This is a genomic window from Aeromonas sp. ASNIH1, assembly GCF_002934285.1.
Taxonomy (GTDB): domain Bacteria; phylum Pseudomonadota; class Gammaproteobacteria; order Enterobacterales; family Aeromonadaceae; genus Aeromonas; species Aeromonas caviae.
In genome coordinates this window covers 1,822,982-1,847,378 of record NZ_CP026228.1, presented here as the reverse complement: position 1 = coordinate 1,847,378, position 24,397 = coordinate 1,822,982, and the positions used below count along the sequence as shown (strand labels likewise).

The window sequence follows — 24,397 nt, the reverse complement described above, 5'->3', positions numbered from 1 at the left end:
TATTTTTATGTGATCACGGCGCGCACCAGCCTCAGGCAGCCTTGCCCCTGGTCGTCCCCTTACCAGTGCTCTTTCCAGGGCTCTTCCCCACACGAGCACTCTTGCCCGTGCTCGTGCGGGGGCGTGCGGCGGTGGACCCAGTCCGCTTGCGGCGGGCAAAGCGTTGCTTGCTGTCACCGGGCGCCGCCTTGGGCAGCGCGCTGAAGCTGGCGCCGGAATCCTGCCGCGCCCCCTCGATCAGGCCGTTGAGCTGCTCGGTGAGCGGCCCCATGAACTGCTGGTAGCTGCCGTGACGTTCGGCGATCTGACCCAGACTCTGCTCCCACAGTGCCGTCATGTCCGGTGTCGTGGCGGTCGTGGGCAGCGCCTGGACCAGGGCTCGCCCGGTCGGGGTGGCCTTGATGCTCTTGCCCTGGCGCACCAGGAAGCGGCGCTTGAACAGCAGATCGATGATCCCGGCCCGGGTCGCCTCGGTGCCCAGACCGTCGGTCTCCCGCAGGGTCTTGCGGATCTCGGGATCCTGCACATAACGGGCGATGCCGGTCATGGCGGCAAGCAGGGTGGCATCGGTAAACGGCTTGGGGGGCTGGGTCATCTTCTCCAGCAGTTCCCCCCGCTCGCACAGCAGTTCCTCCCCCTCTTTCAGGGCAGGCAGGGTTCCCGCCTCCTCCTCGTCATCCTCTTCCACTCCGAGCAGCGCCTTCCAGCCCGCCTTGAGGATGCGGCGCGCCTTGGCCTGGAACAGCCCTCCGGCGATGCGCAGCAACACCTTGCTGTCGTTGTACTCGAACGGCGGGTAGAACTGCAGCAGATACTGGCGGGCAATCAGGCCGTACAGCTTCGCCTCGTCAGCCCCCAGGCTCGCCTCGTTCCCCCTCTTCTCGGTGGGAATGATGGCGTGGTGGGCATCCACCTTGCTGTCGTTCCACGCCTTGCTGCGGATCCTGCCATCCGCTTCGGCGACCGCCCTGGCCAGCGCAGGGGCCGTGCTGGCGATGGCCTCCCGCACCTGGCCGGCCCGGTTGAAGTGCTCGCTCGGCAGATGGCGGCTGTCGGATCTGGGATAGGTGATGAGCTTGTGCCGCTCGTAGAGGCTCTGGCAGATATCCAGCACCCGCTTGGCATCCATGCCAAAGCGCTTGGCCGCGTCGATCTGCAGGCTGGAGAGGTTGTAGGGGAGCGGCGCCGCCTGCTTGCGCGCCTGCTCCTCCACCGCCTCCACCCGGGCGGGTTGCCCCTGGATCCGCTCCACCACCTTGGCGGCCAGCGCCCGGTTGAGCACCCGTCCCTCCTCATCCTGCCAGGGCAGACATGCCTCCGATGGCAGCCACCTGGCGGTGAAGCGTTCGTTGCCCTGGGTCAACAGATGGGCCATCACCTCGTAGAACGGCTTGGGAACGAAGGCCTCGATCTCGAGATCCCGGCGCACCACCAGACCGAGCAAGGGGGTCTGTACCCGACCCACCGACAGCAGTTCGCTGCAGCCCCCCTTGCGGCCAAGCAGGGTATAGGCCCGGGTCATGTTGATGCCATAGAGCCAGTCGGCACGGCTACGGGCCAGCGCCGACACCGCCAGCGGCACGAACTCCTTGTTGTCTCTGAGCTTGTCGAGGGCGCGGCGCACGGCGGGGGGATTGAGATCGCTGATGAGGCAGCGCTGAACCGGTTTGGTCTTGGGATAGCCGAGAAAGTCGATCACCTCGTCCACCAGCAGTTGCCCTTCCCTGTCCGGGTCACCGGCGTTGACCACGCAGTCCGCCTGCTTGATGAGCCCCTTGATGACGGCCAGCTGGGCCTTGGTCTTGGGTTTGGCCACCAGCTGCCACTGGGTCGGGACAATGGGAAGGGATTCCATGCGCCACTGCTTGTAGGCGGCATCGTAGGCATCGGGCTCGGCCTGCTCCAGCAGGTGACCGATGCACCAGGTCACCACGTCTCCCTGCGCCGTCTCGATGAAACCCTCCCCCTTCTTGTGAGGTTTGGGGAGGACATCGGCGATGGCGCGGCCAAGGCTGGGTTTCTCGGCGATAAAGAGTCGCATGATGGATACACCTGAATACTGTATATGTGAACAGTATACAATCCTCCCGCCACAAACCCCAAGCCCCGGGGTGGCGTACTGCCTCCTCGCCCCGGCTTGGGCATCGCCCTCACCACAGCGCATCCCGCTCCCGTTGAAGGGTAAAAGTGCGATTAAAATTCAAAAAAACATGTACAAACAAAAAACAAAACCAAAAATCAATTTTATGACGAAATAAAAACCATGACCGAGGTCAACCCATCGAATCTTGGGACTACTACTATATTGGTAATACCCGAATTCGAAGGACACCGTCACCATGCTTGGAAAACTGTTGAGAAAGACCTGGTTCTGGCTTCTGCTGCTCGGGGCCCTGCTGGGGGTCGCTGCACTGGGCGTCACCGTCACCGTGCTGCACAAGACCAGCTCCACCGAGTTCTGCGTCTCCTGCCACTCCATGCAGACCCCCCTCGCCGAATATCAGGGCAGTGTCCACTTCCAGAACGTGAAGGGGATCCGCGCCGAGTGCGCCGACTGCCACATCCCCAGTGAACCCGCCGCCTATCTCTGGACCAAGATCCGCGCCGTGAAAGACATCTATCACGAGGCGATCGGCACCCTCGACACCCCGGAAAAATACGAGGCCCACAAGCTGCGCATGGCCCAGACCGTGTGGGATCAGCTCAAGGCCAATGACTCCGCCACCTGTCGCAGTTGCCACAGCTACGCCGCCATGGACATCCTGGCCCAGCGCCCCAATGCCCGCGCCGAGCACCCGGTCGCCATCAAGGAGGGTCAGACCTGCATCGACTGCCACCGCGGCGTCGCCCACATCATGCCGGACATGAGCGGCCTGGCTGCCGCCGGTGCCAGCGAGCTGGCGCAAGCCGCCGCCCAGACCCCGGCCACCGTCACCACCCGCTATGCCATTGCCACCACCCCGCTCTATCTGGATGCCGGCGCCAAGACTGATGAAGGCACCCTGATGCCCTCCACCCAGGTGGAAGTGCTGGCCAACGACAACGGCCGCGCCCAGGTACGGATCGACGGCTGGCAGCAGGACGGGGTGAGCGAGGTGTTCTACGCCGCCCCCGGCAAACGGATCCTGAGCGTGCTGGTCGGCGAAGCCGCCAGAAAAGCCCTCGTAACCGGCAAGAGCGAGACCGACAGCGCCACCAACCTCACCTGGCATCAGGTCAGCCTGACCGCCTGGGTCGACCAGAGCCAGCTCATCGGCGACCAGGGCAAGCTGTGGCAATACGCCTCCACCCTGATGTCCAACAACTGCACCGGCTGTCACGGCCTCACCGCGCTGGATCACTTCAACGCCAACCAGTGGATCGGCGTCATCAAGGGGATGGAGTCCCGTACCTCCCTCACCCCGGAGCAGGCGCGCATGCTCACCCAATACGTGCAGAAACACGCCAGCGACATGAGCGCGGCCCATTAAGGCAGGAACAGAGGACTCTCCCATGACTTTTTTCAATGACCAACAGACCAACCTCTCCCGCCGTACTCTGCTCAAGGGGCTGGGGGCCTGTGCCGCCCTGCCCCTGCTGGCTGGTCTCTTCCCGAAAAGCGCCCTGGCCAAGGCCGTCAGCACGGCCCTTGAGCAGTTCCCCACCCTGGTGCCCGCCCAGAAAGGCATCCTGACCGGCGCCCACTGGGGGGCCTTCGAGGCCATCGTCTCCGAGGGCCGCATGGTGCGGGTCCAGCCGGTGGCCGACGATCCGGCACCGAATGACCTCATCGACATGGCGCCGTTCCAGGTCCACGCCAAGAACCGCATCAAGTACCCCATGGTGCGCAAAAGCTGGCTGGAGCACGGCCCGGGTGCCAGACCGGAGCTGCGCGGAGCCGACGAGTGGGTACGGGTGAGCTGGGAGAAGGCCATCGAACTGGTGGCCGGCGAGATCCAGCGCGTTCAGTCTGATTTCGGCCCCCAGGCGATCCACGCCGGTTCCTACGGCTGGAAGAGCGTGGGCATGTTCCACAACAGCCGCACCCTGCTGCACCGCCTGATGAACCTCTCGGGCGGCTTCACCGGTTATGCCGGTGACTACTCCACCGGCGCGGCCCAGGTGATCATGTCCCACGTGATGGGCTCCATCGAGGTGTACGAGCAGCAAACCGCCTGGCCCAACGTGGTGGAACACGCCGAACTGGTGGTGCTCTGGGGGGTCAACGCCCAGGTGACCCTGAAGAACAGCTGGAACATGCCGGACCACGAGGGGCAGGCCGGCTTCAAGGCGCTGAAAGAGAAAGGCACCCGGGTCATCAGCATCGATCCCGTCTACAACGAGACCGCCAAGCTGGTCGGCGCCGAGTGGATTGCCCCGAACGCCTACACCGACGTGGCCATGATGCTGGGGGTGGCCCACACCCTCTACAGCGAGAAGAAGCACGATCAGGCCTTCCTCGATCGCTACACTGTCGGCTTCGACACCTTCCTCGCCTACCTGCTCGGCAAGGATGACGGTCAGCCCAAGAGCGCCGAGTGGGCGAGCGCCATCTGCGGCGTCGATGCCAAGGTAATTCGCCAGCTGGCCCTCGACATGGCCGCCAAGCGCACCATGATCATGGCGGGCTGGGGCATGCAGCGTCAGCACCACGGGGAGCAGCCCAACTGGATGCTGGTCACTCTGGCTGCCATGCTGGGCCAGATCGGCCTGCCGGGTGGCGGCTACGGCTTCAGCTACCACTACTCTTCCGGTGGCAGCCCCACCGCCAAGGGCGGCATTCTGGCGGGTATCTCCGCCGGCAATGCGCCGAAGAACAGCCCGGCCCCCATCCCGGTGGCGCGCATCGCCGACTGCCTCGCCAATCCGGGCAAGACCATCGACTTCAACGGCCGCAAGGTGACCTATCCGGACATCAAGCTGGTCTACGTGGCGGGCGGCAACCCCTTCCACCACCATCAGGACACCAACAACCTGGTCAAGGCGTGGCGCAAGCCGCAGACCGTGATCGTGCACGAGCCCTACTGGACGGCGACTGCCAAACACGCCGACATCGTGCTGCCGGTCACCACCAGCTACGAGCGCAACGATCTGGAGATGGGCGGCGACTACTCCCAGCGCTACGTCTTCCCGATGCACCAGTGCGTGCCCCCCCAGTTTGAAGCCCGCAACGACTTCGACATCTTCAGCGCCATCGCCGCCAAGCTGGGCGTGCAGGAGCAGTACACCGAAGGGAAGGACGAGATGCTGTGGCTCAAGCAGATGTACGACGGCATGGCGGCGCAGGCCCGTGGCGCACGTGTGGCGCTGCCGCCGTTCAACATGTTCTGGGAGTCCAACAACTACATCCGCTTCCCGATCCCGGAGGCCAACCGCCAGTGGATCCGTCACGCCGATTTTCGCGAGAACCCGCTGCTCAACCCGCTCGGTACCCCGTCCGGCAAGATCGAGATCTTCTCCAACACGGTGGCGGGGATGGGTTATGCCGACTGCGCCGGTCATCCCAAGTGGTATGAGCCCAAGGAGTGGGTGAAGAGCGAGGTGGCGGCGCGCTATCCGCTGTCGCTCAACACCTCCCACCCGACCCAGCGGTTGCACTCCCAGCTCGACAACACCCCGCTGCGGGACAAGTTCGCCATCGCCGATCGGGAGGCGATCCTGATCCATCCGGACGACGCCAAGGCGCGCGGCATCCAGGATGGCGATCTGGTGCGGGCCTTCAATGAGCGCGGCCAGATCCTGGTGGGGGCCCTGATCTCCGCCGATATCCGGCCCGGGGTAGTGCGGGTGTGTGAAGGGGCCTGGTACGATCCGGCCAAGCCGGGCGAAGCGGGCAGCATCTGCAAGAACGGCAACGTCAACTGCCTCACCTTCGACGAGGGCTCGTCCAGTCTGGCCCAGGGCAACTGCGGCCACATGGCCCAATTGCAGATAGAGAAGTATATCGGGCCAGTGCTCGCCAACACGGCGCACGAGGTACCGGCCAACGGCTGAGGCAGTTGCATGCAGACAAAACGGCGCCATAGAGGCGCCGTTTTCTTATCGCAGTTTGTGGTGTGGTTCAGAATCAGAAGTCACCCTCAACCATATGCTCTTCCGCATACTCCACCCGCCTTGCAGCCAGGGTGCTGGCAAGGGGGATCAGAAGTCGCCCTCAACCATATATTCTTCCGCACACTCGACCAGCTGGGGCCAGAGATCTTCCGGCACCCAGGCCTCTGGGTCATCCTCGTCACCGTCATACTGGCTCCAGAAGAAGGCACGCAGCCCGCTTGCGAAATCGTCGCTCAACTCCGCCAGTTCGGAGAGGGGCCCCAGCCAGGCAATACGGCGCAGGCCGGAGGCGAGATCGTTGATGGCATCCATCAGGGTGCGATCATCCAGGCTCTGCTCCACCAGCAGGGTGAAGCGCTCGCGGGCGCTCTCGGTCTGATCCTCGTCCAGCTCGCCCACGTCGGCCAGCAGGTCGACAAAGTCCTCCAGCAGGAACTGGATCAGGGCATCCCTGTCCTCGAACCACTGGATCTGGGCCCCCTTGGTGCCCAGCACCGAGGCATCGAACGAATCATCGAGATGGCACAAAGCCCAAGGATCGTCAGTCATTGCTACCCTTCCTACACCTGAAACAAGAGACGTATCTTATGCCGGGTGCCGCACCCTTGCCAGCACGGCGGCACAAAAGGGGCCCCCGACGGGGAGCTCCGTCACTCGACCCTGGCCACCTTGGGCAGGGAGAGGGAAGCGGCGAGCCCCCCCAGCTCGGCCCGCCCCATGATGAGGCTGCCGCGATAGGCTTCCGCGAGATCCGAGACGATGTTGAGGCCAAGGCCCGAGCCCGGCACCTTCTCGTCGAGGCGCACCCCCCGCAGCACCGCCTTGGCGATCTGATCCTCGCTCATGCCGGGACCGTCGTCCTCGATGCGCAGGGTGATCCAGCCCCCCAGCTCGGCGCTGGAGATGCGCAGCTCGCTGGCGGACCACTTGAAGGCGTTCTCCAGCAGGTTGCCCACCATCTCGTCGAAGTCCTGCTCCTCCACCCCGACCGCTAGATTGACCGGCACCTGCAAGTCCACCGTCTTGCCGGGATAGAGGCGGGAGAAGGCGCGGCAGATGTACTCCACCCGGGCCCGCACCGGGGTCGACACCCCGAGGATCTTGGCGGCGCCGGTCACCCGCGCCTTGCCGAGGTGGTAGTCGATGTGGCGCTGGATCTGGTCGAGCTGCTCGCCGAGGGCGGCCTGATCCTCCGGCGGCAACTGGGTCACCTGGTTGCGCATGATGCTGAGCGGCGTCTTGAGGGCGTGGGCCAGGTTGCCGGTGTGGGAGCGGGCTCGTTGCAGCAGCTCGCCATAGTGGTGCAGCAGGCGGTTGATGTCCTCCACCAGCGGCTGGATCTCCAGGGGGTAGCGCAGCCGGAACCCCTCCTGATGACCCTGATGGACGCGGCTCAGCTCGCGGCGCAGCAGGTGCAGCGGGCGCAGGCCGTAGAGGATCTGGAACATGAAGCCGAGCACCAGGCCGGTGGCGGCGAAGCCGAGGCCGAGGAACAGGCTGATACGGGTCTTCTTCAGGGTCTGGGTCAGGGCGCTGCTGTCCTTGGCCATCACCAGGGTGAAGACCCGATCAGACCCCGGCAGCAGCACGGTACGGGTCATGATGAGCAGGGGCTCCTTGTTGGGCCCCTTGCCGACGAAGAGGTCCGGATCGCCGAAGGCCGACTTCAGGCCGTGGGCGCTCAAATGGGCATCCCACAGGGAGCGGGAGCGACTGACCACCGTCTCCCCCAGCTCCAGTTGCCAGTAGTAGCCGGAGTAGGGCTGGCGATAACGGGGATCGGCCATAGGCTCGGTGACCACCGGCATGCCGTCCGGCTGGATCTCGAGGCGGGAGAGCAGATCGTAGAGCTGCAGGCGCAGGCCATCGGCCTCCGCCTCCTGCCAGTAGTTGCGCATCATGGTCTGCAGGCTGAAGCCGGTGGCGAACAGGAAGAGACCGCACCAGACCATGGCGATCACCACCAGCCGACCTCGCAGGGTGCGTACCAGCCTCATTCAACCCACCCCGCCATCGGTTGCGAGGGTGTCATTCGTTGATCCGGTAGCCGAGGCCGCGCACCGTCTCGATGAGATCGGCGTGGGTCTTCTTGCGGATGCGGCCGATGAACACCTCCACGGTGTTGGAGTCGCGATCGAAATCCTGGGCATAGATGTGGTCGATCAGCTCGCTGCGCGACACCACCTTGCCCCTGTGCTGCATCAGGTAGCCCAGCACCCGGAACTCGTGGGCGGTGAGCTTGATGGGGGTCCCTTCGTACCACACCTGGGAAGCCGCCATGTCGAGACGCACGCCACCGATCTCGAGGATGGAGCTGGCGTTCCCCGCCGCCCGGCGCACCAGCGCCTGCACCCTCGCCACCAGCTCCGCCACCTGGAAGGGCTTGGTGAGGTAGTCGTCAGCCCCGGCGTTGAGCCCTTCAATCTTCTCGTGCAACTGGCCACGGGCGGTCAGCACCAGCACCGGGGTGTCCATCCCCTTGCTGCGCCACTCCTTCAGTACGCTCAGGCCGTCGCGACCGGGCAGGCCGAGATCCAGGATGATGGCGTCATAGGGTTCGGTCTCGCCGAGAAAGCCCGCCTCGTTGCCATCGTGGCAGAGATCGGTGACGAAACCGGACAGACGCAGCTGTTCCGCCAGCTGGCCCGCGAGGATCTTTTCATCTTCAACTATCAGAATGCGCATACATGGGTATCCAAAACAGGGTTGTGCCGGCACCGGCAACGGTTGGGGGGACGAACCGGATGGCGGTACGTTCGCGGACTCACGCCGTTACTCCTCTTCCGGGGGCGGGCGCGGAGCGAACAGGCGTTCCAGATGGTGGCCCTTGAGCCACACCATCTCCAGGTTGTCAGCCCGGTAGCCCACCTTGATGACGCTGTTCTCCTCGTCGATGAGCCTGAGCTCGTAGAGCCAGACGCCATCCTCCTCACCCAGATCGACCCGCAGCACCCGCACCGGCAGGCGGGAGGCCACCGCCATCAGCTCATGAAAAGGACGGACCCGCCCCTCGCTGACCGCCTGTTGCAGCAAGGCCTCGTTCGGCTGGGCCGCCTGAACCAGCATCGGCAGCAGCAATCCAAGCAGGGGCAGCGCGCTATTCATGGGTGATTCATCTCTCAAAACCTAACATAATGCCGTTTATAGTGTGCCAGCCATGAATCCGGAATGAATATGATCCCACGCAGTATCCTGCTGATCTTGTGCCTCTTTTCCACCTTTGGCTGGGCGGCGCAGACACGTCTCGACATGGCCGGACTGGTCAAGTTGTTGCTGGCACAAGGGTATCACGACATTCGGGAAGTGGAGCTGGAAGGGGACAAATTCGAGGTCGATACCCTGAATGCCGACGATCAGCGCGTCCAGTTGCAGGTCGATGCCAACACCGGCGAGATCACCAAAAAAGAGGCCGAATAGGCCTCTTTTGCTATGGGCGTGACGGCTGTTGCGCCGCCCCCCTCCCGGCTACTTGCGCTCGCCTACGCCAGGGGCGCAGCAGCTTCTCTCGCCGTGGCCACAGCAGGGCGCAGGCCAGCACCAGATAGATGAGGGGCTCCTGCCACCCGCTCTTGACCGACCACCAGTAGTGTACCGGCACCAGTAGAGCCACCCCGTAGATCCAGTTGTGCAGCTTCTGCCAGGCAGGCCCCATGCGCCGCAACAGGGCCGGGATCGAGGTGATGCCGAGCGCCAGCAACAGCAGCAGCGCCACCATGCCCACCACTATGTAGCTGCGCTTCACCAGCTCGCCGCCAATCAGCCCCCAGTCGAACTGCAGATCCAGCCCCAGCCAGACCATGAAGTGCAGGGACGCCCAGGCGGCGCACCAGAGCCCGAGGGGGCGGCGCAACTTGATGAGCTGCCCCTGGCGCCAGCGCTTGGCGAGCGGCGACACCAGCAGGGTCAGCAACAGCAGGTGGAGGGCCCCCTTGCCAAGGTAATGGGTCAGCCCCTGGACCGGATCCCCCCCCAGCAGCCCGGCTGGCACGGCATAGCCCAGCCAGAGCAAAAAGCCGATCGAACCAAAGTGCACCAGCGCCCGCAAGCCGTTGACATGGGCTGTTTTCAGTCTCGGCATCATATTGCAGCTCCCGTCATGTTTTTCCCACTTCTCATCCCCTCTCCCACCAGGGGAAAAGGAGGCAAGAGATCAGTCGGGCAGAGCATCAGTCTCAATACCATTTACGCAGATCCATCCCCTGATAGAGGGACGCCACCTCGTCGCCGTAGCCATTGAACATCAGGGTCGGCTGGCGCTTGGCCCCGAAGATGCCCCCCTCGCCGATGAAACGCTCGCTCGCCTGGCTCCAGCGCGGGTGATCCACGTTCGGGTTGACGTTGGCGTAGAAGCCATATTCGTTGGGGGCCAGCAGGTTCCAGGTGGTGGGGGGCATCTCCTCCACCAGGCGGATGGAGACGATGCTCTTGATGCTCTTGAAGCCGTACTTCCAGGGCACCACCAGCCGGATGGGAGCCCCGTTCTGGGCGGGCAGGGTCTTGCCATAGAGCCCCATGGCGAGGAAGGAGAGGGGGTGCATGGCCTCGTCGAGGCGCAAGCCCTCCACATAGGGATAATCGATGCCGCCCCCCAGGGCACGGGAGGCCTGCCCCGGCAACTGTTCCGGATCATAGAGCGTCTCGAAGGCCACGAACTTGGCGCGACTGGTGGGCTCGGCACGGCGGATCAGATCCGCCAGCGCAATGCCGCTCCAGGGCAATACCATGGACCAGGCCTCCACGCAGCGCAGCCGATAGATGCGCTCCTCCAGCGTGCTCTTGTTGATGAGATCCCACACATCCAGGGTGAAGGGTTTGGCCACCTCCCCTTCCACCTTCAGGGTCCAGGGCTCGGGCCTGAGGTAATGGCCGTTGCGGGCCGGGTCCCCCTTGTCGGTCCCCAGCTCGTAGAAATTGTTGTGGGTGGTGGCCTTCTCCTCCGGGGTGAGGATCAATCCCTCTGGTCGGGTCGCGGCACGGATGTCGAGGGGTCTGGTGGGGGCCACGGTGGCCGGCTTGTCCGATGCGAAGAGATCCAGCAGGCTGGCCTTCACCGGAAACGCCAGGGTGGCGGCACCGACGCCCAGGCCCAGCCCTTTCAGAATGCGGCGACGATCCTGATAGACGGTTTCCGGCGTGACATCCTGTTCGGTGGGGTGATGAGAAGTACGGCGCTTGATCAACATGAAAAAACTCCCGGGACGATGAGGTTGACAGCCATAAGACCCGCCCCGGCCGAGTTTTATTTCACACAGAATTACATGAGTTGGTAAAGGGGCAGTGCCTTGGCCATGGTACCGGCCAGGAAGAGCACTACGAACACCAGCAGAGGAACGATCACGTTTGGCACCATCAGACTCACTCCATGAGCAGGACAGGGCCTCTAACTATGGAACAAGGTCTGCGGCGCCTCCAATGAATTTTTTTCGCGAGCGCAAGCGTATTCCAGAGTTGCAAAGAGTGACCGGGATCACACACAATCCGGCCCCCGCTTGCTGCCGCTCCACCGCGGAGTAGGCTGCCTCCTTTTCCGGATTCAACCACTGAGAGTCACGCCATGAGCCCACTGTTCGCCATCGCCATCACGACCGGGATCCTCTCCGCCGTCTGGGGTGGACTGGCCGCCGCACTCGGTCTCATCTCCTGGGTCGGCTTCCTCGGCTGCACCAGCTACTTCGCCTCGAGTGGCGGTTACAAGGCGCTGTTACAGACCTTGCTGTGCAACACCACCGGCATGCTGTGGGCACTCCTGCTGATCCACGGGGAGACCTGGTGGGGGGCCGGCATGGCGGGTTATCTGATGACAGGGGTGGTGGCCACCCTGATGTGCGTGCAGGCCAGGCAGCAGTGGCTCGCCTACATTCCCGGCACCTTCGCCGGTTGCTGTGCCACCTTCGGCGCCGCAGGCGAGTGGCGGCTCATTCTGCCCTCCCTCATCATCGGCGCCCTGTTTGGCTATCTGATGAAGGCGAGCGGCCTCTGGCTCTCCCAGAAGACCCTCTCCACCGACGGCGTCAGCGACCCGGCCTGAGCCTGAGCCTGAGCCTGAGCCTGAGCCTGAGCCTGAGCCTGAGCCTGAGCCTGAGCCTGAGCCTGACAAGGTAACCGATTCGGTCGGAAACCAGAGGGGCGGCCCGTCATCGACGGGCCGCCCCTCTGTCATTTATCCCTTCTATCCCTTCGACTTGAAGTTGGCCGCCTCGATGCCGTGCCGATTCAGCAGCTTGTAGAAGTCGGTGCGGTTTCTCCCCGCCATGTTGGCCGCCAGGGTCACATTGCCTTCCGTGGTGCGCAGCAGCCGGATCAGGTACTCCTTTTCAAACTCGGCCCGCGCCTCGTTGAACGAGGGAATGCCGCCACCGCCGCCACTCAGGGCCGACTCCACCATGGCCGCGCCTATCACCGGGCTGCAGCAGAGGCTCGCGAGCTGCTCCACCACCCCGCAGAGCTGGCGCACGTTGCCCGGCCAGGCCGCGGCGGCCAGCAGGGCCAGCGCCTCCGGCGAGAAGCCGAGGGCGGCGCAATCGGGGTGACGGTTGCGGTAATCGTCCAGCGCCTGACGGGCCAGCAGGGGGATGTCCTCGCTGCGGGCGCTCAGAGGCGGCAGAGTGATGTTGGCCACGTTGAGGCGGTAGAAGAGATCCTCGCGAAAACGCCCCTCTTCCATGGCGGTCACCAGATCCTGATGGCTGGAGCTGATGACCCGCACCTCGGGGGTACCCTGACCATACTCCGCCAGCACCTGGAGCAACTTGGCCTGGAGTGACTCCGACAGATCCCCTATCTCGTCGAGGAAGAGGGTGCCGCCTTTGGCCTCGGCAAACAGGCCGGACTGGCCATCCTCGCCAAACAGCTGCAAGTCCAGCGCGGGCCAGGGCAGAGCCGCACAGTTGATGGTATGCAGCGGCTTGTCGCGGCGGTGGCTGGCCTGGTGCAGCGCCTGGGTCATCACCCCCTTGCCGGCGCCGGAGGGGCCCAGGATCAGCACGGGCACGTCCATGGTGGCGATGCTGCTCGCCTGGATCAGCAACTGCTCCATCTGCGGGTTGCGGGTCTGGATGAGGGACTGCCACTCCTGCTGCTGCTTCGGACGGGTCAGGCTGAGAGCATGTTCTATGGTGACCAGCAGCTCGTCCTTGTCGATGGGCTTGGTGAGGAAGCTGAACACCCCGGAGCGGGTCGCCTGGATGGCGTCGGGAATGGTGCCGTGGGCGGTCATGATGATCACCGGCATGCCGAGCCACTGGGACTGGATCCGCTCGAACAGCGCCAGCCCGTCCATGCCCCCCATGCGCAGATCGCTCAGCACCAGGTCGGCCCGCTGCTGGCGCAGCCTGTCCAGCGCTCCTTCGGCGCTGTCGGCGGTATCCACCTCGTAACCCTGGCTGCGCAGGCGCATGCTCATCAGCTTGAGCAGGCTGGCATCATCGTCCACCAGCAGAATACGGCTCATGCTCTCACCTCCTCTTGGCGAAAAACGCGATCATTGCGGCGCGGTCCGGAGCTGTCATGGCTGACCTCCCCCATTGAGCTTACGCTGGTTGAGCTGCTCGTCGATGGCGGAGAGCTGCTCTATCTGCTGGCGCAGACGCTTCACCTCCTGACTCTGATCGTCGCGGCGGCTGTCTCGCACCAGCAGCTCCTCCCCGAGGGCGATCCAGCTGCGCAGGAAGGCCTGGGCATCGAGACCGAGCTCCGGCAACAGAGCTTTCAGCTGATCCAGCCCGGCCCGGCGGCTGGCCACCGATTCGGACGGGTGGGTGTTGACCATGGCCAGACTGACCCGGCTCTCGAGGTCGGTGGCGCCGGCCAGTCGCTGGCGCTCCTGCATCCGCTGCTGGGGATGGCTGGCCAGCAGCCAGTCCGAGTATTGCAGGCGCACCTGCATCTCCTTGTTGGCAAACTCCATCCGCCTGGCGATCGCCTCCTGGGAAGGCTCGGTGAGGCTGGTAGAAGGCAGCAGGGAACAGCCAGCGAGCAGGCCTATCATCAATACGGGAATCACAAATCGTTTCATCTTGAATGTCACTTCAGATCCTGGTGGGAAACAGGCACCTGCCCGCTCCTCTCAATATTCGGTGTCAAGGCGCCACCCGCACCTGCGGGGTCGCCGCCACGCCCGTCAGCTCGGGCGCACGTTCAAATCCAGCCGGAAACAGACATCCGCCTGGGCATCCTCGATCAGCCTGAGCTCGCCGCCCAGACTCATGGCAGACTCACGGGCAATGGAGAGGCCCATGCCGGAGCCTTTCAGCAATCCCTGGCGCACTATGCTGCCCTGTTCAAAGGGCTCGAAGATGCGCTCCCGCTCGTCTGGCGGGATGACAGGCCCTTCGTTGGCCACCTCCAGCCAGCCGCCGCCCGCTCCCGCCCCGGCGCGGATCCAGATCTGTCCGCCCCTGGCGCCATAGCTGACCGCGTTGGAAAAGAGATTGTCGAGGATGAGTCGCAGGCGGTAGGGCTCTGCCCGCAGGCTGATGGGCTCGGGCGGCAAGTGTACACTGATTTGCTTGGATTCCAGCGCGAGCCGGTACTCTTCGGACAAGTCTGACAACAAGGGCGCCAGGGGCACCTCGGACAGGGTGAACACCTCCTGCTGGCTGAGGCGATTGAAGTCGAGCAGCCGCTCGATCAGGGTCTGCAGACGGCGGCTGTTCTCCTCCAGCATCTGGCAGATCTCCTGCTGATCCCCGTTGAGGGGCCCCACCAGCTGCTCCGAGAGCAGATCAGCCCCCTCCCGCAGCACGGCAAGGGGGGTTTTCAGCTCGTGGGATACGTGGCGCAGGAACTGGTATTTCTGCTGTTCCAGCTCCTTGAGCTTGTCGTGCAGCCAGCTGATCCGCTCCCCCAGCAGCACCAGTTCGGCCGGGCCATCCACCGGGCGCTGATCCGGCTCGACACCTGCGCCCAGACTCAGGATCCGCGACTCAATCTGACGTACCGGGTGGATGATGAGGTAGGTAAAGAGCAACACCAGCAGCAGGCTGAGCCCGACCACGAAGCCGCTGACCCACCAGATCTGCTGTTTCAGCTCCACGATGGCGCCCCGCATGCGGGTCACGTGATCATCCACCTGGCTGCGGGTGACCACCTCCAGTTGCTGGTGCAGTTCGTTGAAGTCGGTGAAACGGGGGCTGGTCGCCTCCTGCCTGGCCTTGCGCAGATCCTGCAGGCCGTCGAGCCAGACCAGCGTCGCCTCGAGATCTCCGTAGACCTCGGCATCCGGAATGGAGTCCTGATGGGTCGCGAGCAGTTCCCGGTAGCGCACCAGCTGCTGCCGATAACTGGCCAGGATGCGGTCATCACCCAGGACCGCATAGCGGCGCAGGGCGCGCTCCAGATCGATGGCCTGGGTGGATAGCAGCGTCGCCCGGCGAGTGTCCCGCACCGCACGTTCCATCTCGTCGCTGGTGAGCTGGCCCAGGTGGGAGAGAGCCTGACTGTCGTGCCAGATCATGCCCCCCAGGGGCATCAGCACCAGCACGAAGCCCATCAGTACTACCTGGAGCAGGGAGCGGGGCCGAACCTTGGTCATCTTCTGCGGTCTCGATTCGTCATGGGGGAGCCAGCATATCCGCACTGCCCCAAAAAGCAAAACCGGCCATAAAGCCGGTTTGATTGCTCACCGAGGCCGGATTCACGCCAGGCCGACGGACGCCACACAGATGACAATGATCATAGCAAGGGCCCCTGACGCGGCCAACAGTGCCCATTTCATTTCTACGCTCATGCAAACCTCCTTTCTGCCAATCAGCGTTGGATCACAACAGATAACGACATGTTAATTCATAGTGAATCCCATAACCGTGAGCTGCGTATATATTTCAGACGAGCCCAACCCAAGGAATGGAAAGCATGTTTTACCTCTGTAGCATTGGATCCAATCTCGACCCCGCCCTGCACGTCAGTCAGGCCGTCGCCGAATTGCTGGCCCGCTTTGGTCGCCTTCACCTGAGTTCCGTCATCCAGACCAAGCCCGTGTGCATGCATTCGCGCCACGACTTCCTCAACTGCCTGTTCGTCGTCCAGAGCGACCTCTCCCCCGTCCAGCTCAAGGCCGAGTTTGTCACCATGGAGCTGGCTCATGGCCGGGATCGCAACAACCCCCTGTGCAAGGTGGCGGACAGGCCACTGGACATCGACATACTGGCCTGCGGCGAACGGGATGACTTCGCCGAGGCCGGGGTGGATGCCTACCTGGGGGATCTGCTGGCGGAGATGTATCAGGGCGGCAGTGTGGACTCCGGCAAGGTGACCCTCGGCCTGCCGGGCAGCAAGGTGTTTGCGAAGCAGCGCATCGGCCAGGCCCCCATCCATCTCTGCCAGCAAGACGAGGCCCTGCTTCCCGGCAACGGCCACCCCGGCCCCCCTTCCCGGCACGCCGCCATCCGGCACCCTTGAGCCGTTCACACACATGAGGCGCCCAAAGGCGCCTCATGTCATGGCGGCCCGCCTTGCCCTAGATGACGGCAAGGGCGCGCCCCCCGTCCACCCGGATGCTGGCCCCGGTCATGTAGTCGTTCTTCATCAGCATCTGTACCGCCTGCCAGATGGGCTCCAGACCCCCTTCCCGCGCCAGCGGCGTCTTCGCCAGCACCTGCTGGCGCCAGTCATCCCCGTGCTCGTCGAGAAACAGGATGGGGCCAGGCTCTATGGTGTTGACCCGCACGGCGGGTGCCAGTTCGCGGGCAAAGCTCATGGCCAGGGAATGGGCTCCCGCCTTGGTGGCCACGTAGGCGGCAAACTGGGGTGCCGGGGCATGGATGTAGATATCGGTGATGTGGATGATGCCCCCGTTGGGCTGGCGGGCAAGGGCGGGCGCCAGCGCCCGGTTGAGCTGGAAGGGAGCCGCCATGTGTACCCGGTAGAACTGATCAAACTGGGCCAGCTGCACCGCAGGATCCGCCGCCTGGGGCTCGAAGGCGGAGGCATTGTGGATGATCAGGGCAAGATCCTCATGGGCCGCCAGCGCCGTCACCACGGCGCCCACCTCCTCTTCCCGGGTGAAGTCCGCCTGTACCAGCTCGACGCCCACGTCTCGCAGACGATCCAGCTCGGGCCGTTCGCTGCGATAGCTGCCCGTCACCTGCCAGCCAGCGGCCACCAGCTGTTCGCACAGATAGAATCCCAGGCGACGGCCACAGCCCGTTACCAATGCACGCATACCCTCTCCTTGTGGTTGTCGCCCTCCCCGATCCATTCAGGATCGCACGGAGGGCCCATTCATCGGCCATGACCTATCGATGTCCGAGGCAAAACCCATTGGCCCCCTGTCATGGCCACCGGGCATAGTGGTCCCATCGACCCCCATGGAGCCACCATCATGCTACAAATTCGCGATCATATGCAGCCATTGACCCACTCACTGCACCCCGGCCTCGGTCTGGCCGAGGCGCTGGACAGACTCCATCGGGCAAACCTGGGGGGCCTGCCGGTACTGGATGACCATCAGCACCTCGTCGGATTTCTCTCCGAGCAGGATTGCATTCCCGCCCTGCTCACGGGCAGCTATCACTGCGACACCCGTACTCTGGTCGAAGATCTGATGAGCCGGACCCCGCTGTTCGTCTCTCCTGATGACAACATCGTTGATCTCGCCCGCCAGATGGCCGGGGCCAGACCCAAGGTCTATCCGGTAATGGAGGGAGGCAAGGTGACGGGCATCATCAGCCGTCGTCAGGTGATGCAGGCCCTCAACACCCAGATGAAACAGTGTCAGGCAACCTGAGTCAGGCCACCTCGCACACGTTTCATGCCGACTACCCTCCCGCCCACAGCCGGCGAGTGGCTGGTCCATCCCGCCCGACTCTGCCACGGGGCGGCCTGTCGAGGCAGCGCCGCCCTCCTCCCACCGGCACCGTTCGTTTGTCCCCTCCCCATTTCAGGGTTTGCCATCCGTGGTCGTCTCTAGTTAGATAGGTGCTGGTCACAGTCCCTGCCGGATGCGACCCCGTCCCGAGTGCTCAGGAGATGTAACGTGCGACGCTTGCTCGTATTCTGCTTTCTGCTGCCCTGCTGGCTGTCAGCTAGGGAGTTGGTCATTGGTGGCATCCAGGAGCCCCCTCTCAAGTGGCTGGATGCACAAGGACACCCTCGCGGGCTGGATGTGGATCTCGTCACCGCCATCTTCGGCACGCTCCATACCCCCATCAGGATTGAGCTCATCGATTCGGGAGCCAGGCTCACCCGCAATGCCGAAAGCGGCTTCTATGATCTGCTGCTGGCCCACTCCTACAAACCGGAGCGGGAGGCCTATCTGCTCTACCCCAAACAGGCCCATATGCTCCATAGCTGGCACTTCTTCATACGCAAGGAGTCCGCAGGCCTGATCCACTATGACCATCTGACGGATCTCAAACCCTGGCGTATCGGTGTCACCCGGGATTTCTCCTATACCCCCGAGCTCGCGGCAGCCATGACAGACCCGAGCTATCACTTCCAGGAGATCCCCATCAACCAGCTGCAACTGCGAAAACTCATTGCCGGTCGTATCGACGTGGTGCCCATGTCCCTGGTCACCGCCTTCACCCAGATAAGAGAGGAGGGACTGGAAGGCAAGCTCGACTACCTGCCAAAACCCCTCAAGACCAGCCCCTACTTCAATGCCTGGACCCGTTCCCGGGCCGATGCCGACACCCCGGCCCTGATGGCCGCCTATGATGCCGAATTGCTGCACATGAAGCGGGACGGCCGGCTCAAGGCCCTCTACGACAAATATGGCATCCCCTATATCGAACCCTGACCCACCGGTCAGGGTGTCATTGCCCACAGGGTCGAGTTCTGCTGCGCGAACAGGGTCTCGCACGGGAGAGGGATCTCTACGCCCCCCTCAGACCACCCGACTCAAGGCTTCACATCCCGCAGGATCGGGTTTTGCAGCGAAATCAGCGTCTCGGTGGACTGGATCTCGTCGATGGTCTGGATCTTGTGGATCAGTGCCGTCTGCAACTCGTCGATGGAGCGGGTCATCACCTTCATGAAGATGCTGTAGTGGCCGGTGGTGTAGTAGGCCTCCACCACCTCGTCCAGCGCCTGCAGTTTGGCCAGGGCCGACGGGTAATCCTTGGCGCTCTTGAGGTTGATCCCGATGAAGCAGCAGACGTCGTAGCCCAGCTTCTTGGGGTTCACCTGCACCCGCGTTCCCTCGATGATGCCCGCCTGCTTCATCTTCTCTACCCGCACGTGGATGGTGCCCGGGCTCACCAGCAGTTGTTTGGCCAGCTCGGCGTAAGGCAGGCGCGCATTCTCCATCAGGGCGGAGAGGATGGCCTGATCGAGATTATCGATCCGATAATTTTCTGACACTTTTTTGCGCTCCTTTTAATGATTCATCATTAATTGATGGCTTATTTTGAAGAAAAAAACACACAAAGCCTATTTCAATTATCGAATATTGAATTTAGTTGGCATTCTGTTGAAGAATCACCGCATTCAACGGATTCACGACAGGTAATTCAGCATGAAACAGCACTATATCCGCAGCCAACAGCAGATCAGCTTCGTCAAAGAGATGTTCTCCCGCCAACTCGCACTGCAACTCGGCCTGATGGAGGTACAAGCCCCCATTCTGAGCCGGGTCGGTGACGGCACCCAGGACAACCTCTCCGGCTGCGAGCATGCAGTGCAGGTCAAGGTGAAAACCCTGCCGGAGCACAGCTATGAAGTGGTCCACTCCCTGGCCAAGTGGAAGCGCCAGACCCTGGGCCGCTTCGGTTTCGGCCCGGGTGAAGGCATCTACACCCACATGAAGGCACTGCGTCCGGACGAGGATCGTCTCAGCCCCATTCACTCCGTCTACGTCGACCAGTGGGACTGGGAGAAGGTGATGCCGGGCGAGCGCCGGGATCTGGCCTATCTGCAGGAGACGGTGCGCGGCATCTGGGCCGCCATCAAGGCCACCGAGCGCGCGGTCTGTGCCGAACACGACCTGACCCCCTTCCTGCCGGCGGATATCCAGTTCCTGCACAGTGAAGAGCTGCTGACCCGCTACCCGGACCTCGATGCCAAGGGACGCGAGCGCGCCATCGCCAAAGAGCTGGGAGCGGTCTTCCTCATCGGTATCGGTGGCGCCCTCTCCCACGGCGAACGTCACGACGTGCGTGCCCCGGACTACGACGACTGGAGCAGCGAGAGCGAGCTGGGGCTGGCGGGTCTGAACGGTGACATCCTGGTGTGGAACCCGGTGCTGGAAGACAGCTTCGAGATCTCCTCCATGGGGATCCGGGTGGACGCAGAGGCCCTGCGCCGCCAGCTCGCCATCACCGGGGACGAAGATCGCCTGCAGTACGACTGGCATCAGGATCTGCTGGCAGCACGGATGCCGCAAACCATCGGCGGCGGCATCGGCCAATCCCGTCTGGCCATGCTGCTGCTGCAAAAAGAGCACATCGGTCAGGTCCAGGTCGGCGTCTGGCCATCTGAAATGAAGGCTGCCATCCCAGGCATGCTGTAACGAATTGATTTGATTGCATCTGTCCTCCTATCGCGGCAACACGGCGCGGGACAGACGCGATAGCGAAGCTGGTCAGCCGGGGTGGAGAGCGCATCCCGACTGACTGTAAGGCGGGCATGGTCGCTGACTGTGCCTGCCTACCCTGGGGCTTGCCCCTGCGATCCGCTCAACCCACGTCAGATCGCATCGAATACATTCCTCCCGGCAATCTTCGGATTGCCGTTTTTTTTACGCCGAAAAACTGTGCTCAAAACCCGCCCCGATCTGGTGCTGGCGCGGCAACCCCGCCTTTCTGCTGCCGGTGCAGTGGCAGGCAAACAACCGCTCCACCGCCTCTTCCTGCAGATAGGCTCCGAGCGCCACCACCCGCTCTGTGCCGGAAAACTTCAGGTGCAGGCCGCCGATGACGGCGTGGATCCGCTCGTCGCCACACACCTCCTTGGCCCACTCGATGATGTTCTCGGCCCCGGCGTGACCGCAGCCGATAAAGACGATGAGCCCCTGCTCGCTCTTGTAGGCCAGCGCCGAGTCGTCGCTGATGAGGTCTTTCTCCACCCGCCCGCCCCGCACCATGTAACCAAGCAAGGAGGGTTTGGTCTGCTCCCGTCGCAGTATGGATCCCAGGAACACCAGCCGCTCGGACAGCCAGACCGGCTCAGCTGAACAGTGAGGGAGCAGCCCTCTCGTCGCCAGTTGTCGCGGATCCAGGTCGCCCGAGAGGCGGTAGAGGTTGTAGCGTCGGGGCAGCAACGACAGGAAGTAGCCCCGCTCGCAGAACACGTCCGGACAGGCGATGAGCGGGATGGGTCTTGGATAGGCGGGCAGCGAGCCGACCCCGCCCACATGGTCGTAATGACCGTGAGAGAGCACCACATGGGTGAGAGAGGCGAGATCGATCCCCATCACGGCGGCGTTGTGGCACAGCGCCCGGCCACGGCCGCTGTCGAACAGCACCTTGAGTCCATCGCACTCCAACAGCAACGACAGTCCCTTTTCAGGCAAGCAGCCGGGTAGATGAACATCATCATCCACCAAAACGGAAAACGTCAGCATCTCAATCCCCCTGAAAACAAAACGCAGGCACGAGGCCTGCGTTTTTCATCGACAATCCCCTTACTGGGTCATGGTGAGGCCGTTGCTGTCGGCCCCCAGCCACAGTGTCTTGCCGGGGATGACCCGGCCGCTGAGCAGGGCCTGGGCCAGCGGGTTCTCCACCTTCTGCTGGATCGCCCGCTTGAGGGGACGCGCCCCGTAGACGGGATCGAACCCGGCATGAACCAGCTTGGTCAGCAGCTCCTCGCTCACCTCCACCTCGAAGCCCTGGGACTCCAGACGGCTCATCAGGCTCTTGAGCTGGATACGGGCGATGGACTTGATGTGCTCCTCACCGAGCGGGTGGAACACCACGGTCTCGTCGATCCGGTTGATGAGCTCCGGCCGGAAGCTGCGGGTCAGCACTTCCATCAGCATGGCCTTCATCTCGTCGTAATCCTTCTCGGAGTGGTGCTCCTGGATGAGATCAGACCCGAGGTTGGAGGTCATGATGACGACCGTGTTGCGGAAGTCCACGGTACGCCCCTGACCGTCGGTCAGGCGGCCATCGTCCAGCACCTGCAACAGGATGTTGAAGACATCGGGATGCGCCTTCTCCACCTCGTCCAGCAGGATCACCGAGTAGGGGCGACGACGCACCGCCTCGGTCAGATAACCGCCTTCTTCATAACCCACGTATCCCGGAGGCGCCCCCACCAGACGGGCCACGCTGTGTTTCTCCATGAACTCGGACATGTCGATCCGCACCATGGCGTCCTGGGTATCGAACAGGAACTCCGCCAGCGCCTTGCACAGCTCGGTCTTGCCCACCCCGGTGGGGCCGAGGAAGAGGAAGGAGCCGATGGGGCGGTTCGGGTCGGACAGCCCGGCACGAGAGCGACGAATGGCGTTGGAGACGGCGTCCACCGCCTCTTCCTGGCCGATCACCCGGCTGTGCAGCTGATCCTCCATCCGCAGCAGCTTCTCCCGTTCCCCTTCCAGCATGCGGGCCACCGGAATGCCGGTCCAACGGGCCAGGACGTCGGCGATCTCCACGTCGGTGACCCGGTTGCGCAGCAGGCTGGTCTCCTGCATCTCGGCCTGGGTGGCGAGATCCAGCTGTTTCTCCAGCTCCGGGATGCGGCCGTACTGCAGCTCGGACATGCGGCCCAAGTCCCCTGCGCGGCGCGCCACCTCGAGATCCTGACGGGCCTGCTCCAGCGCAGCCTTGATGTGCTGGGTCCCGGCGAGGGCAGCCTTCTCGGCCTTCCACACCTCTTCCAGCTCGTTGTATTCCCGTTCTTTTTCCGTCAACTCCTGATTGAGCAGATCGAGGCGCTTGCGGCTGGCGTCATCGTCCTCCTTCATCAGCGCCTGCTGCTCCAGCTTGAGCTGGATGATGCGCCGCTCGAGCCGGTCCAGGGATTCCGGCTTGGAGTCGATCTGGAGCCGGATGCTGGCCGCCGCCTCGTCGATGAGGTCGATGGCCTTGTCAGGCAGCTGGCGATCCGCGATGTAGCGGTGGGAGAGCTGGGCCGCCGCGACGATGGCGGGGTCGGTGATCTGCACATGGTGGTGCAGCTCGTAGCGCTCCTTCAGGCCACGCAGGATGGCGATGGTGTCCTCCACCGAGGGCTCCTCCACCAGCACCTTCTGGAAACGGCGCTCCAGCGCGGCATCCTTCTCCACGTACTGCCTGTACTCATCGAGGGTGGTGGCCCCGACGCAGTGCAGCTCGCCGCGGGCCAGGGCGGGCTTGAGCATGTTGCCCGCATCCATGGCACCCTCGCCCTTGCCGGCGCCGACCATGGTGTGCAGCTCGTCCACGAAGAGGATGACGCTGCCCTCCTCCTTGGCGAGATCGTTCAGGACCGCCTTGAGCCGCTCCTCGAACTCGCCGCGATACTTGGCACCGGCCACAAGGGCCCCCATGTCGAGCGACAGCACCCGCTTGTTCTTGAGCCCTTCCGGCACTTCGCCATTGATGATGCGCTGGGCCAGCCCCTCGACGATGGCGGTCTTGCCGACGCCGGGGGCACCGATCAGCACCGGGTTGTTCTTGGTGCGGCGTTGCAGCACCTGGATGGTGCGGCGAATTTCGTCATCCCGGCCGATCACCGGGTCGAGCTTGCCGAGTTCTGCCCGCTCGGTGAGATCGATGGTGTACTTCTCCAGCGCCTGGCGATTCTCCTCGGCGTTGGCATCCTCCACCTTCTTGCCGCCACGGACCTTGTCGATGGCTGCCTCGAGTCTTTCCTTGGTCAGCCCCTGGGCACGCAGCAGCTCGCCCAGCGTCCCCTTCTCGTCCAGGGCCGCCAGCACGAACAGCTCGGACGAGATGAACTGATCCTTGCGCTGCTGGGCCAGCTTGTCGCAGACGTTGAGCAGGCGGCCGAGGCCGTTGGAGAGCTGTACGTCCCCTTCCACCCCGCTGACGCGGGGCAGGCGATCCAGCTCCTCGCCGAGGCGCGAGCGCAGGGTATTGATGTCGAGCCCGGTCAAGGTGAGCAGCGGACGAATGGATCCGCCGTCCTGATTGAGCAAGGCGCTCATCAGATGGACGGGTTCGATGAATTGGTGGTCACGACCCAGTGCAAGAGACTGGGCATCGGAAATGGCAATCTGGAATTTGCTGGTCAGGCGATCGAGGCGCATTGCACTCCCCCTTCAAGACAGACGCCGCATGCGCGGCAACAACATCGCTTTCTGACAAGGAAGATGTGGTCTTGAAGGGCAATTTCAAGGGGTGACTGTTTATTTTTTCCTCAATAGCGGTGACCGAGGGAAAACGACCTCGCAATGGCAGCCTGCACCCTGAGCCTGCTCGGCAGCAAGACATAGTCGCCAAAGGGCCATCACCAAGGAGTGAAGAGGCGCTTGCGG

Annotated in this window: 23 protein-coding genes; 8 read left to right on the top strand and 15 right to left on the bottom strand. The window is 63.5% G+C overall.

The features are described 5' to 3' along the window. Positions 1-31: 31 nt before the first annotated feature. Entirely contained in the window at positions 32-2,041 is a 2,010-nt protein-coding gene (locus tag C2U37_RS08945; RefSeq protein ID WP_104452141.1) for a DNA topoisomerase III, read from the bottom strand. Between the two features lie 298 nt (positions 2,042-2,339). Here C2U37_RS08945 and C2U37_RS08940 point away from each other — a divergent pair, with 298 nt between their 5' ends. Both C2U37_RS08940 and torA read left to right on the top strand, forming a co-directional pair. After that, complete coding sequence (locus tag C2U37_RS08940; protein WP_010675968.1) at positions 2,340-3,470, top strand: NapC/NirT family cytochrome c; 1,131 nt, start codon at positions 2,340-2,342, stop codon at positions 3,468-3,470. 22 nt (positions 3,471-3,492) lie between these two features. Continuing rightward, positions 3,493-5,973, top strand: a complete 2,481-nt coding sequence (gene torA / locus C2U37_RS08935; protein ID WP_104452140.1) for a trimethylamine-N-oxide reductase TorA — start codon at positions 3,493-3,495, stop codon at positions 5,971-5,973. Between the two features lie 147 nt (positions 5,974-6,120). Here the strand turns inward: torA and C2U37_RS08930 are convergent, their stop codons facing one another. The 4 genes from C2U37_RS08930 to C2U37_RS08915 all read right to left on the bottom strand — a co-directional run bounded on the left by C2U37_RS08930 (position 6,121) and on the right by C2U37_RS08915 (position 9,138). Next, complete coding sequence (locus C2U37_RS08930) at positions 6,121-6,582, bottom strand: hypothetical protein (RefSeq protein WP_010675970.1); 462 nt, start codon at positions 6,580-6,582, stop codon at positions 6,121-6,123. Between the two features lie 101 nt (positions 6,583-6,683). Continuing rightward, positions 6,684-8,030: a sensor histidine kinase gene (locus C2U37_RS08925; protein WP_010675971.1), complete on the bottom strand. Its 1,347-nt coding sequence runs from the start codon at positions 8,028-8,030 to the stop codon at positions 6,684-6,686. A gap of 31 nt (positions 8,031-8,061) precedes the next feature. After that, positions 8,062-8,718, bottom strand: a complete 657-nt coding sequence (locus C2U37_RS08920; RefSeq protein WP_005332666.1) for a response regulator transcription factor — start codon at positions 8,716-8,718, stop codon at positions 8,062-8,064. 87 nt (positions 8,719-8,805) lie between these two features. Further along, positions 8,806-9,138: a PepSY domain-containing protein gene (locus tag C2U37_RS08915; RefSeq protein ID WP_041211926.1), complete on the bottom strand. Its 333-nt coding sequence runs from the start codon at positions 9,136-9,138 to the stop codon at positions 8,806-8,808. 63 nt (positions 9,139-9,201) lie between these two features. Between C2U37_RS08915 and C2U37_RS08910 the strand changes: the two genes are divergently transcribed. Continuing rightward, positions 9,202-9,450 (top strand): PepSY domain-containing protein, encoded by a 249-nt coding sequence (locus C2U37_RS08910; protein WP_010675973.1) that lies wholly within the window; start codon positions 9,202-9,204, stop codon positions 9,448-9,450. Between the two features lie 10 nt (positions 9,451-9,460). On the opposite strand, the gene C2U37_RS08905 is transcribed toward C2U37_RS08910, so the two are convergent. Next, positions 9,461-10,114 carry a protein-methionine-sulfoxide reductase heme-binding subunit MsrQ gene (locus C2U37_RS08905; RefSeq protein ID WP_104452139.1) on the bottom strand — a complete coding sequence of 218 codons (654 nt, stop codon included), beginning with the start codon at positions 10,112-10,114 and terminating at the stop codon, positions 9,461-9,463. A 91-nt stretch (positions 10,115-10,205) separates the two neighbouring features. Next, positions 10,206-11,216 (bottom strand): protein-methionine-sulfoxide reductase catalytic subunit MsrP, encoded by a 1,011-nt coding sequence (gene msrP / locus C2U37_RS08900; protein ID WP_104452138.1) that lies wholly within the window; start codon positions 11,214-11,216, stop codon positions 10,206-10,208. Positions 11,217-11,587: 371 nt separating this feature from the next. Here msrP and C2U37_RS08890 point away from each other — a divergent pair, with 371 nt between their 5' ends. After that, positions 11,588-12,061, top strand: a complete 474-nt coding sequence (locus C2U37_RS08890) for a DUF1097 domain-containing protein (protein WP_039039614.1) — start codon at positions 11,588-11,590, stop codon at positions 12,059-12,061. 141 nt (positions 12,062-12,202) lie between these two features. On the opposite strand, the gene C2U37_RS08880 is transcribed toward C2U37_RS08890, so the two are convergent. The 4 genes from C2U37_RS08880 to cydH form a co-directional block, all read right to left on the bottom strand. Then, positions 12,203-13,483 (bottom strand): sigma 54-interacting transcriptional regulator, encoded by a 1,281-nt coding sequence (locus C2U37_RS08880; protein WP_010675978.1) that lies wholly within the window; start codon positions 13,481-13,483, stop codon positions 12,203-12,205. 54 nt (positions 13,484-13,537) lie between these two features. Beyond that, positions 13,538-14,047, bottom strand: a complete 510-nt coding sequence (locus tag C2U37_RS08875) for a hypothetical protein (protein WP_039039694.1) — start codon at positions 14,045-14,047, stop codon at positions 13,538-13,540. A 105-nt stretch (positions 14,048-14,152) separates the two neighbouring features. Further along, positions 14,153-15,565, bottom strand: coding sequence for a sensor histidine kinase (locus tag C2U37_RS08870; RefSeq protein WP_104452136.1), 1,413 nt, complete (start codon positions 15,563-15,565; stop codon positions 14,153-14,155). Positions 15,566-15,667: 102 nt separating this feature from the next. Further along, positions 15,668-15,748, bottom strand: a complete 81-nt coding sequence (cydH, locus tag C2U37_RS08865; protein ID WP_223302605.1) for a cytochrome bd-I oxidase subunit CydH — start codon at positions 15,746-15,748, stop codon at positions 15,668-15,670. A gap of 137 nt (positions 15,749-15,885) precedes the next feature. On the opposite strand from cydH, the gene C2U37_RS08860 reads away from it, so the two are divergent. After that, the gene (locus tag C2U37_RS08860) at positions 15,886-16,431 is read left to right on the top strand and encodes a 2-amino-4-hydroxy-6-hydroxymethyldihydropteridine diphosphokinase (protein WP_104452135.1); all 546 of its coding nucleotides are present in this window, start codon (positions 15,886-15,888) and stop codon (positions 16,429-16,431) included. Positions 16,432-16,489: 58 nt separating this feature from the next. Here the strand turns inward: C2U37_RS08860 and C2U37_RS08855 are convergent, their stop codons facing one another. Next, complete coding sequence (locus C2U37_RS08855) at positions 16,490-17,194, bottom strand: SDR family oxidoreductase (protein ID WP_039039618.1); 705 nt, start codon at positions 17,192-17,194, stop codon at positions 16,490-16,492. A gap of 159 nt (positions 17,195-17,353) precedes the next feature. Here C2U37_RS08855 and C2U37_RS08850 point away from each other — a divergent pair, with 159 nt between their 5' ends. Both C2U37_RS08850 and C2U37_RS08845 read left to right on the top strand, forming a co-directional pair. Further along, complete coding sequence (locus tag C2U37_RS08850) at positions 17,354-17,758, top strand: CBS domain-containing protein (RefSeq protein ID WP_029314862.1); 405 nt, start codon at positions 17,354-17,356, stop codon at positions 17,756-17,758. 258 nt (positions 17,759-18,016) lie between these two features. Then, positions 18,017-18,772 carry a substrate-binding periplasmic protein gene (locus C2U37_RS08845; protein WP_234922631.1) on the top strand — a complete coding sequence of 252 codons (756 nt, stop codon included), beginning with the start codon at positions 18,017-18,019 and terminating at the stop codon, positions 18,770-18,772. Between the two features lie 101 nt (positions 18,773-18,873). On the opposite strand, the gene asnC is transcribed toward C2U37_RS08845, so the two are convergent. Continuing rightward, complete coding sequence (gene asnC, locus C2U37_RS08840) at positions 18,874-19,335, bottom strand: transcriptional regulator AsnC (RefSeq protein ID WP_104452134.1); 462 nt, start codon at positions 19,333-19,335, stop codon at positions 18,874-18,876. Between the two features lie 154 nt (positions 19,336-19,489). Here asnC and asnA point away from each other — a divergent pair, with 154 nt between their 5' ends. Further along, complete coding sequence (gene asnA, locus C2U37_RS08835) at positions 19,490-20,482, top strand: aspartate--ammonia ligase (RefSeq protein ID WP_104452133.1); 993 nt, start codon at positions 19,490-19,492, stop codon at positions 20,480-20,482. Positions 20,483-20,710: 228 nt separating this feature from the next. Here asnA and C2U37_RS08830 read toward each other — a convergent pair whose 3' ends face one another. Both C2U37_RS08830 and clpB read right to left on the bottom strand, forming a co-directional pair. Beyond that, a complete protein-coding gene (locus tag C2U37_RS08830) occupies positions 20,711-21,535 on the bottom strand; it encodes an MBL fold metallo-hydrolase (protein WP_104452132.1) in 825 nt (274 codons plus the stop codon). Positions 21,536-21,595: 60 nt separating this feature from the next. After that, positions 21,596-24,169 (bottom strand): ATP-dependent chaperone ClpB, encoded by a 2,574-nt coding sequence (clpB, locus tag C2U37_RS08825; protein ID WP_104452131.1) that lies wholly within the window; start codon positions 24,167-24,169, stop codon positions 21,596-21,598. Between the last annotated feature and the right edge of the window lie 228 nt (positions 24,170-24,397).

Bases quoted from the DNA above. Each gene is read 5' to 3' on its own strand.
- C2U37_RS08930 (WP_010675970.1), bottom strand. From the start codon at position 6,582: ATGACTGACGATCCTTGGGCTTTGTGCCATCTCGATGATTCGTTCGAT.
- asnA (WP_104452133.1), top strand. From the start codon at position 19,490: ATGAAACAGCACTATATCCGCAGCCAACAGCAGATCAGCTTCGTCAAA.
- C2U37_RS08880 (WP_010675978.1), bottom strand. From the start codon at position 13,483: ATGAGCCGTATTCTGCTGGTGGACGATGATGCCAGCCTGCTCAAGCTG.
- C2U37_RS08915 (WP_041211926.1), bottom strand. From the start codon at position 9,138: ATGAATAGCGCGCTGCCCCTGCTTGGATTGCTGCTGCCGATGCTGGTT.
- msrP (WP_104452138.1), bottom strand. From the start codon at position 11,216: ATGTTGATCAAGCGCCGTACTTCTCATCACCCCACCGAACAGGATGTC.
- C2U37_RS08920 (WP_005332666.1), bottom strand. From the start codon at position 8,718: ATGCGCATTCTGATAGTTGAAGATGAAAAGATCCTCGCGGGCCAGCTG.
- clpB (WP_104452131.1), bottom strand. From the start codon at position 24,169: ATGCGCCTCGATCGCCTGACCAGCAAATTCCAGATTGCCATTTCCGAT.
- C2U37_RS08910 (WP_010675973.1), top strand. From the start codon at position 9,202: ATGAATATGATCCCACGCAGTATCCTGCTGATCTTGTGCCTCTTTTCC.
- C2U37_RS08945 (WP_104452141.1), bottom strand. From the start codon at position 2,041: ATGCGACTCTTTATCGCCGAGAAACCCAGCCTTGGCCGCGCCATCGCC.
- C2U37_RS08860 (WP_104452135.1), top strand. From the start codon at position 15,886: ATGTTTTACCTCTGTAGCATTGGATCCAATCTCGACCCCGCCCTGCAC.
- C2U37_RS08905 (WP_104452139.1), bottom strand. From the start codon at position 10,114: ATGATGCCGAGACTGAAAACAGCCCATGTCAACGGCTTGCGGGCGCTG.
- C2U37_RS08940 (WP_010675968.1), top strand. From the start codon at position 2,340: ATGCTTGGAAAACTGTTGAGAAAGACCTGGTTCTGGCTTCTGCTGCTC.
- C2U37_RS08855 (WP_039039618.1), bottom strand. From the start codon at position 17,194: ATGCGTGCATTGGTAACGGGCTGTGGCCGTCGCCTGGGATTCTATCTG.
- torA (WP_104452140.1), top strand. From the start codon at position 3,493: ATGACTTTTTTCAATGACCAACAGACCAACCTCTCCCGCCGTACTCTG.
- C2U37_RS08925 (WP_010675971.1), bottom strand. From the start codon at position 8,030: ATGAGGCTGGTACGCACCCTGCGAGGTCGGCTGGTGGTGATCGCCATG.
- C2U37_RS08890 (WP_039039614.1), top strand. From the start codon at position 11,588: ATGAGCCCACTGTTCGCCATCGCCATCACGACCGGGATCCTCTCCGCC.
- C2U37_RS08870 (WP_104452136.1), bottom strand. From the start codon at position 15,565: ATGACCAAGGTTCGGCCCCGCTCCCTGCTCCAGGTAGTACTGATGGGC.
- C2U37_RS08875 (WP_039039694.1), bottom strand. From the start codon at position 14,047: ATGAAACGATTTGTGATTCCCGTATTGATGATAGGCCTGCTCGCTGGC.
- C2U37_RS08830 (WP_104452132.1), bottom strand. From the start codon at position 21,535: ATGCTGACGTTTTCCGTTTTGGTGGATGATGATGTTCATCTACCCGGC.
- C2U37_RS08850 (WP_029314862.1), top strand. From the start codon at position 17,354: ATGCTACAAATTCGCGATCATATGCAGCCATTGACCCACTCACTGCAC.
- cydH (WP_223302605.1), bottom strand. From the start codon at position 15,748: ATGAAATGGGCACTGTTGGCCGCGTCAGGGGCCCTTGCTATGATCATT.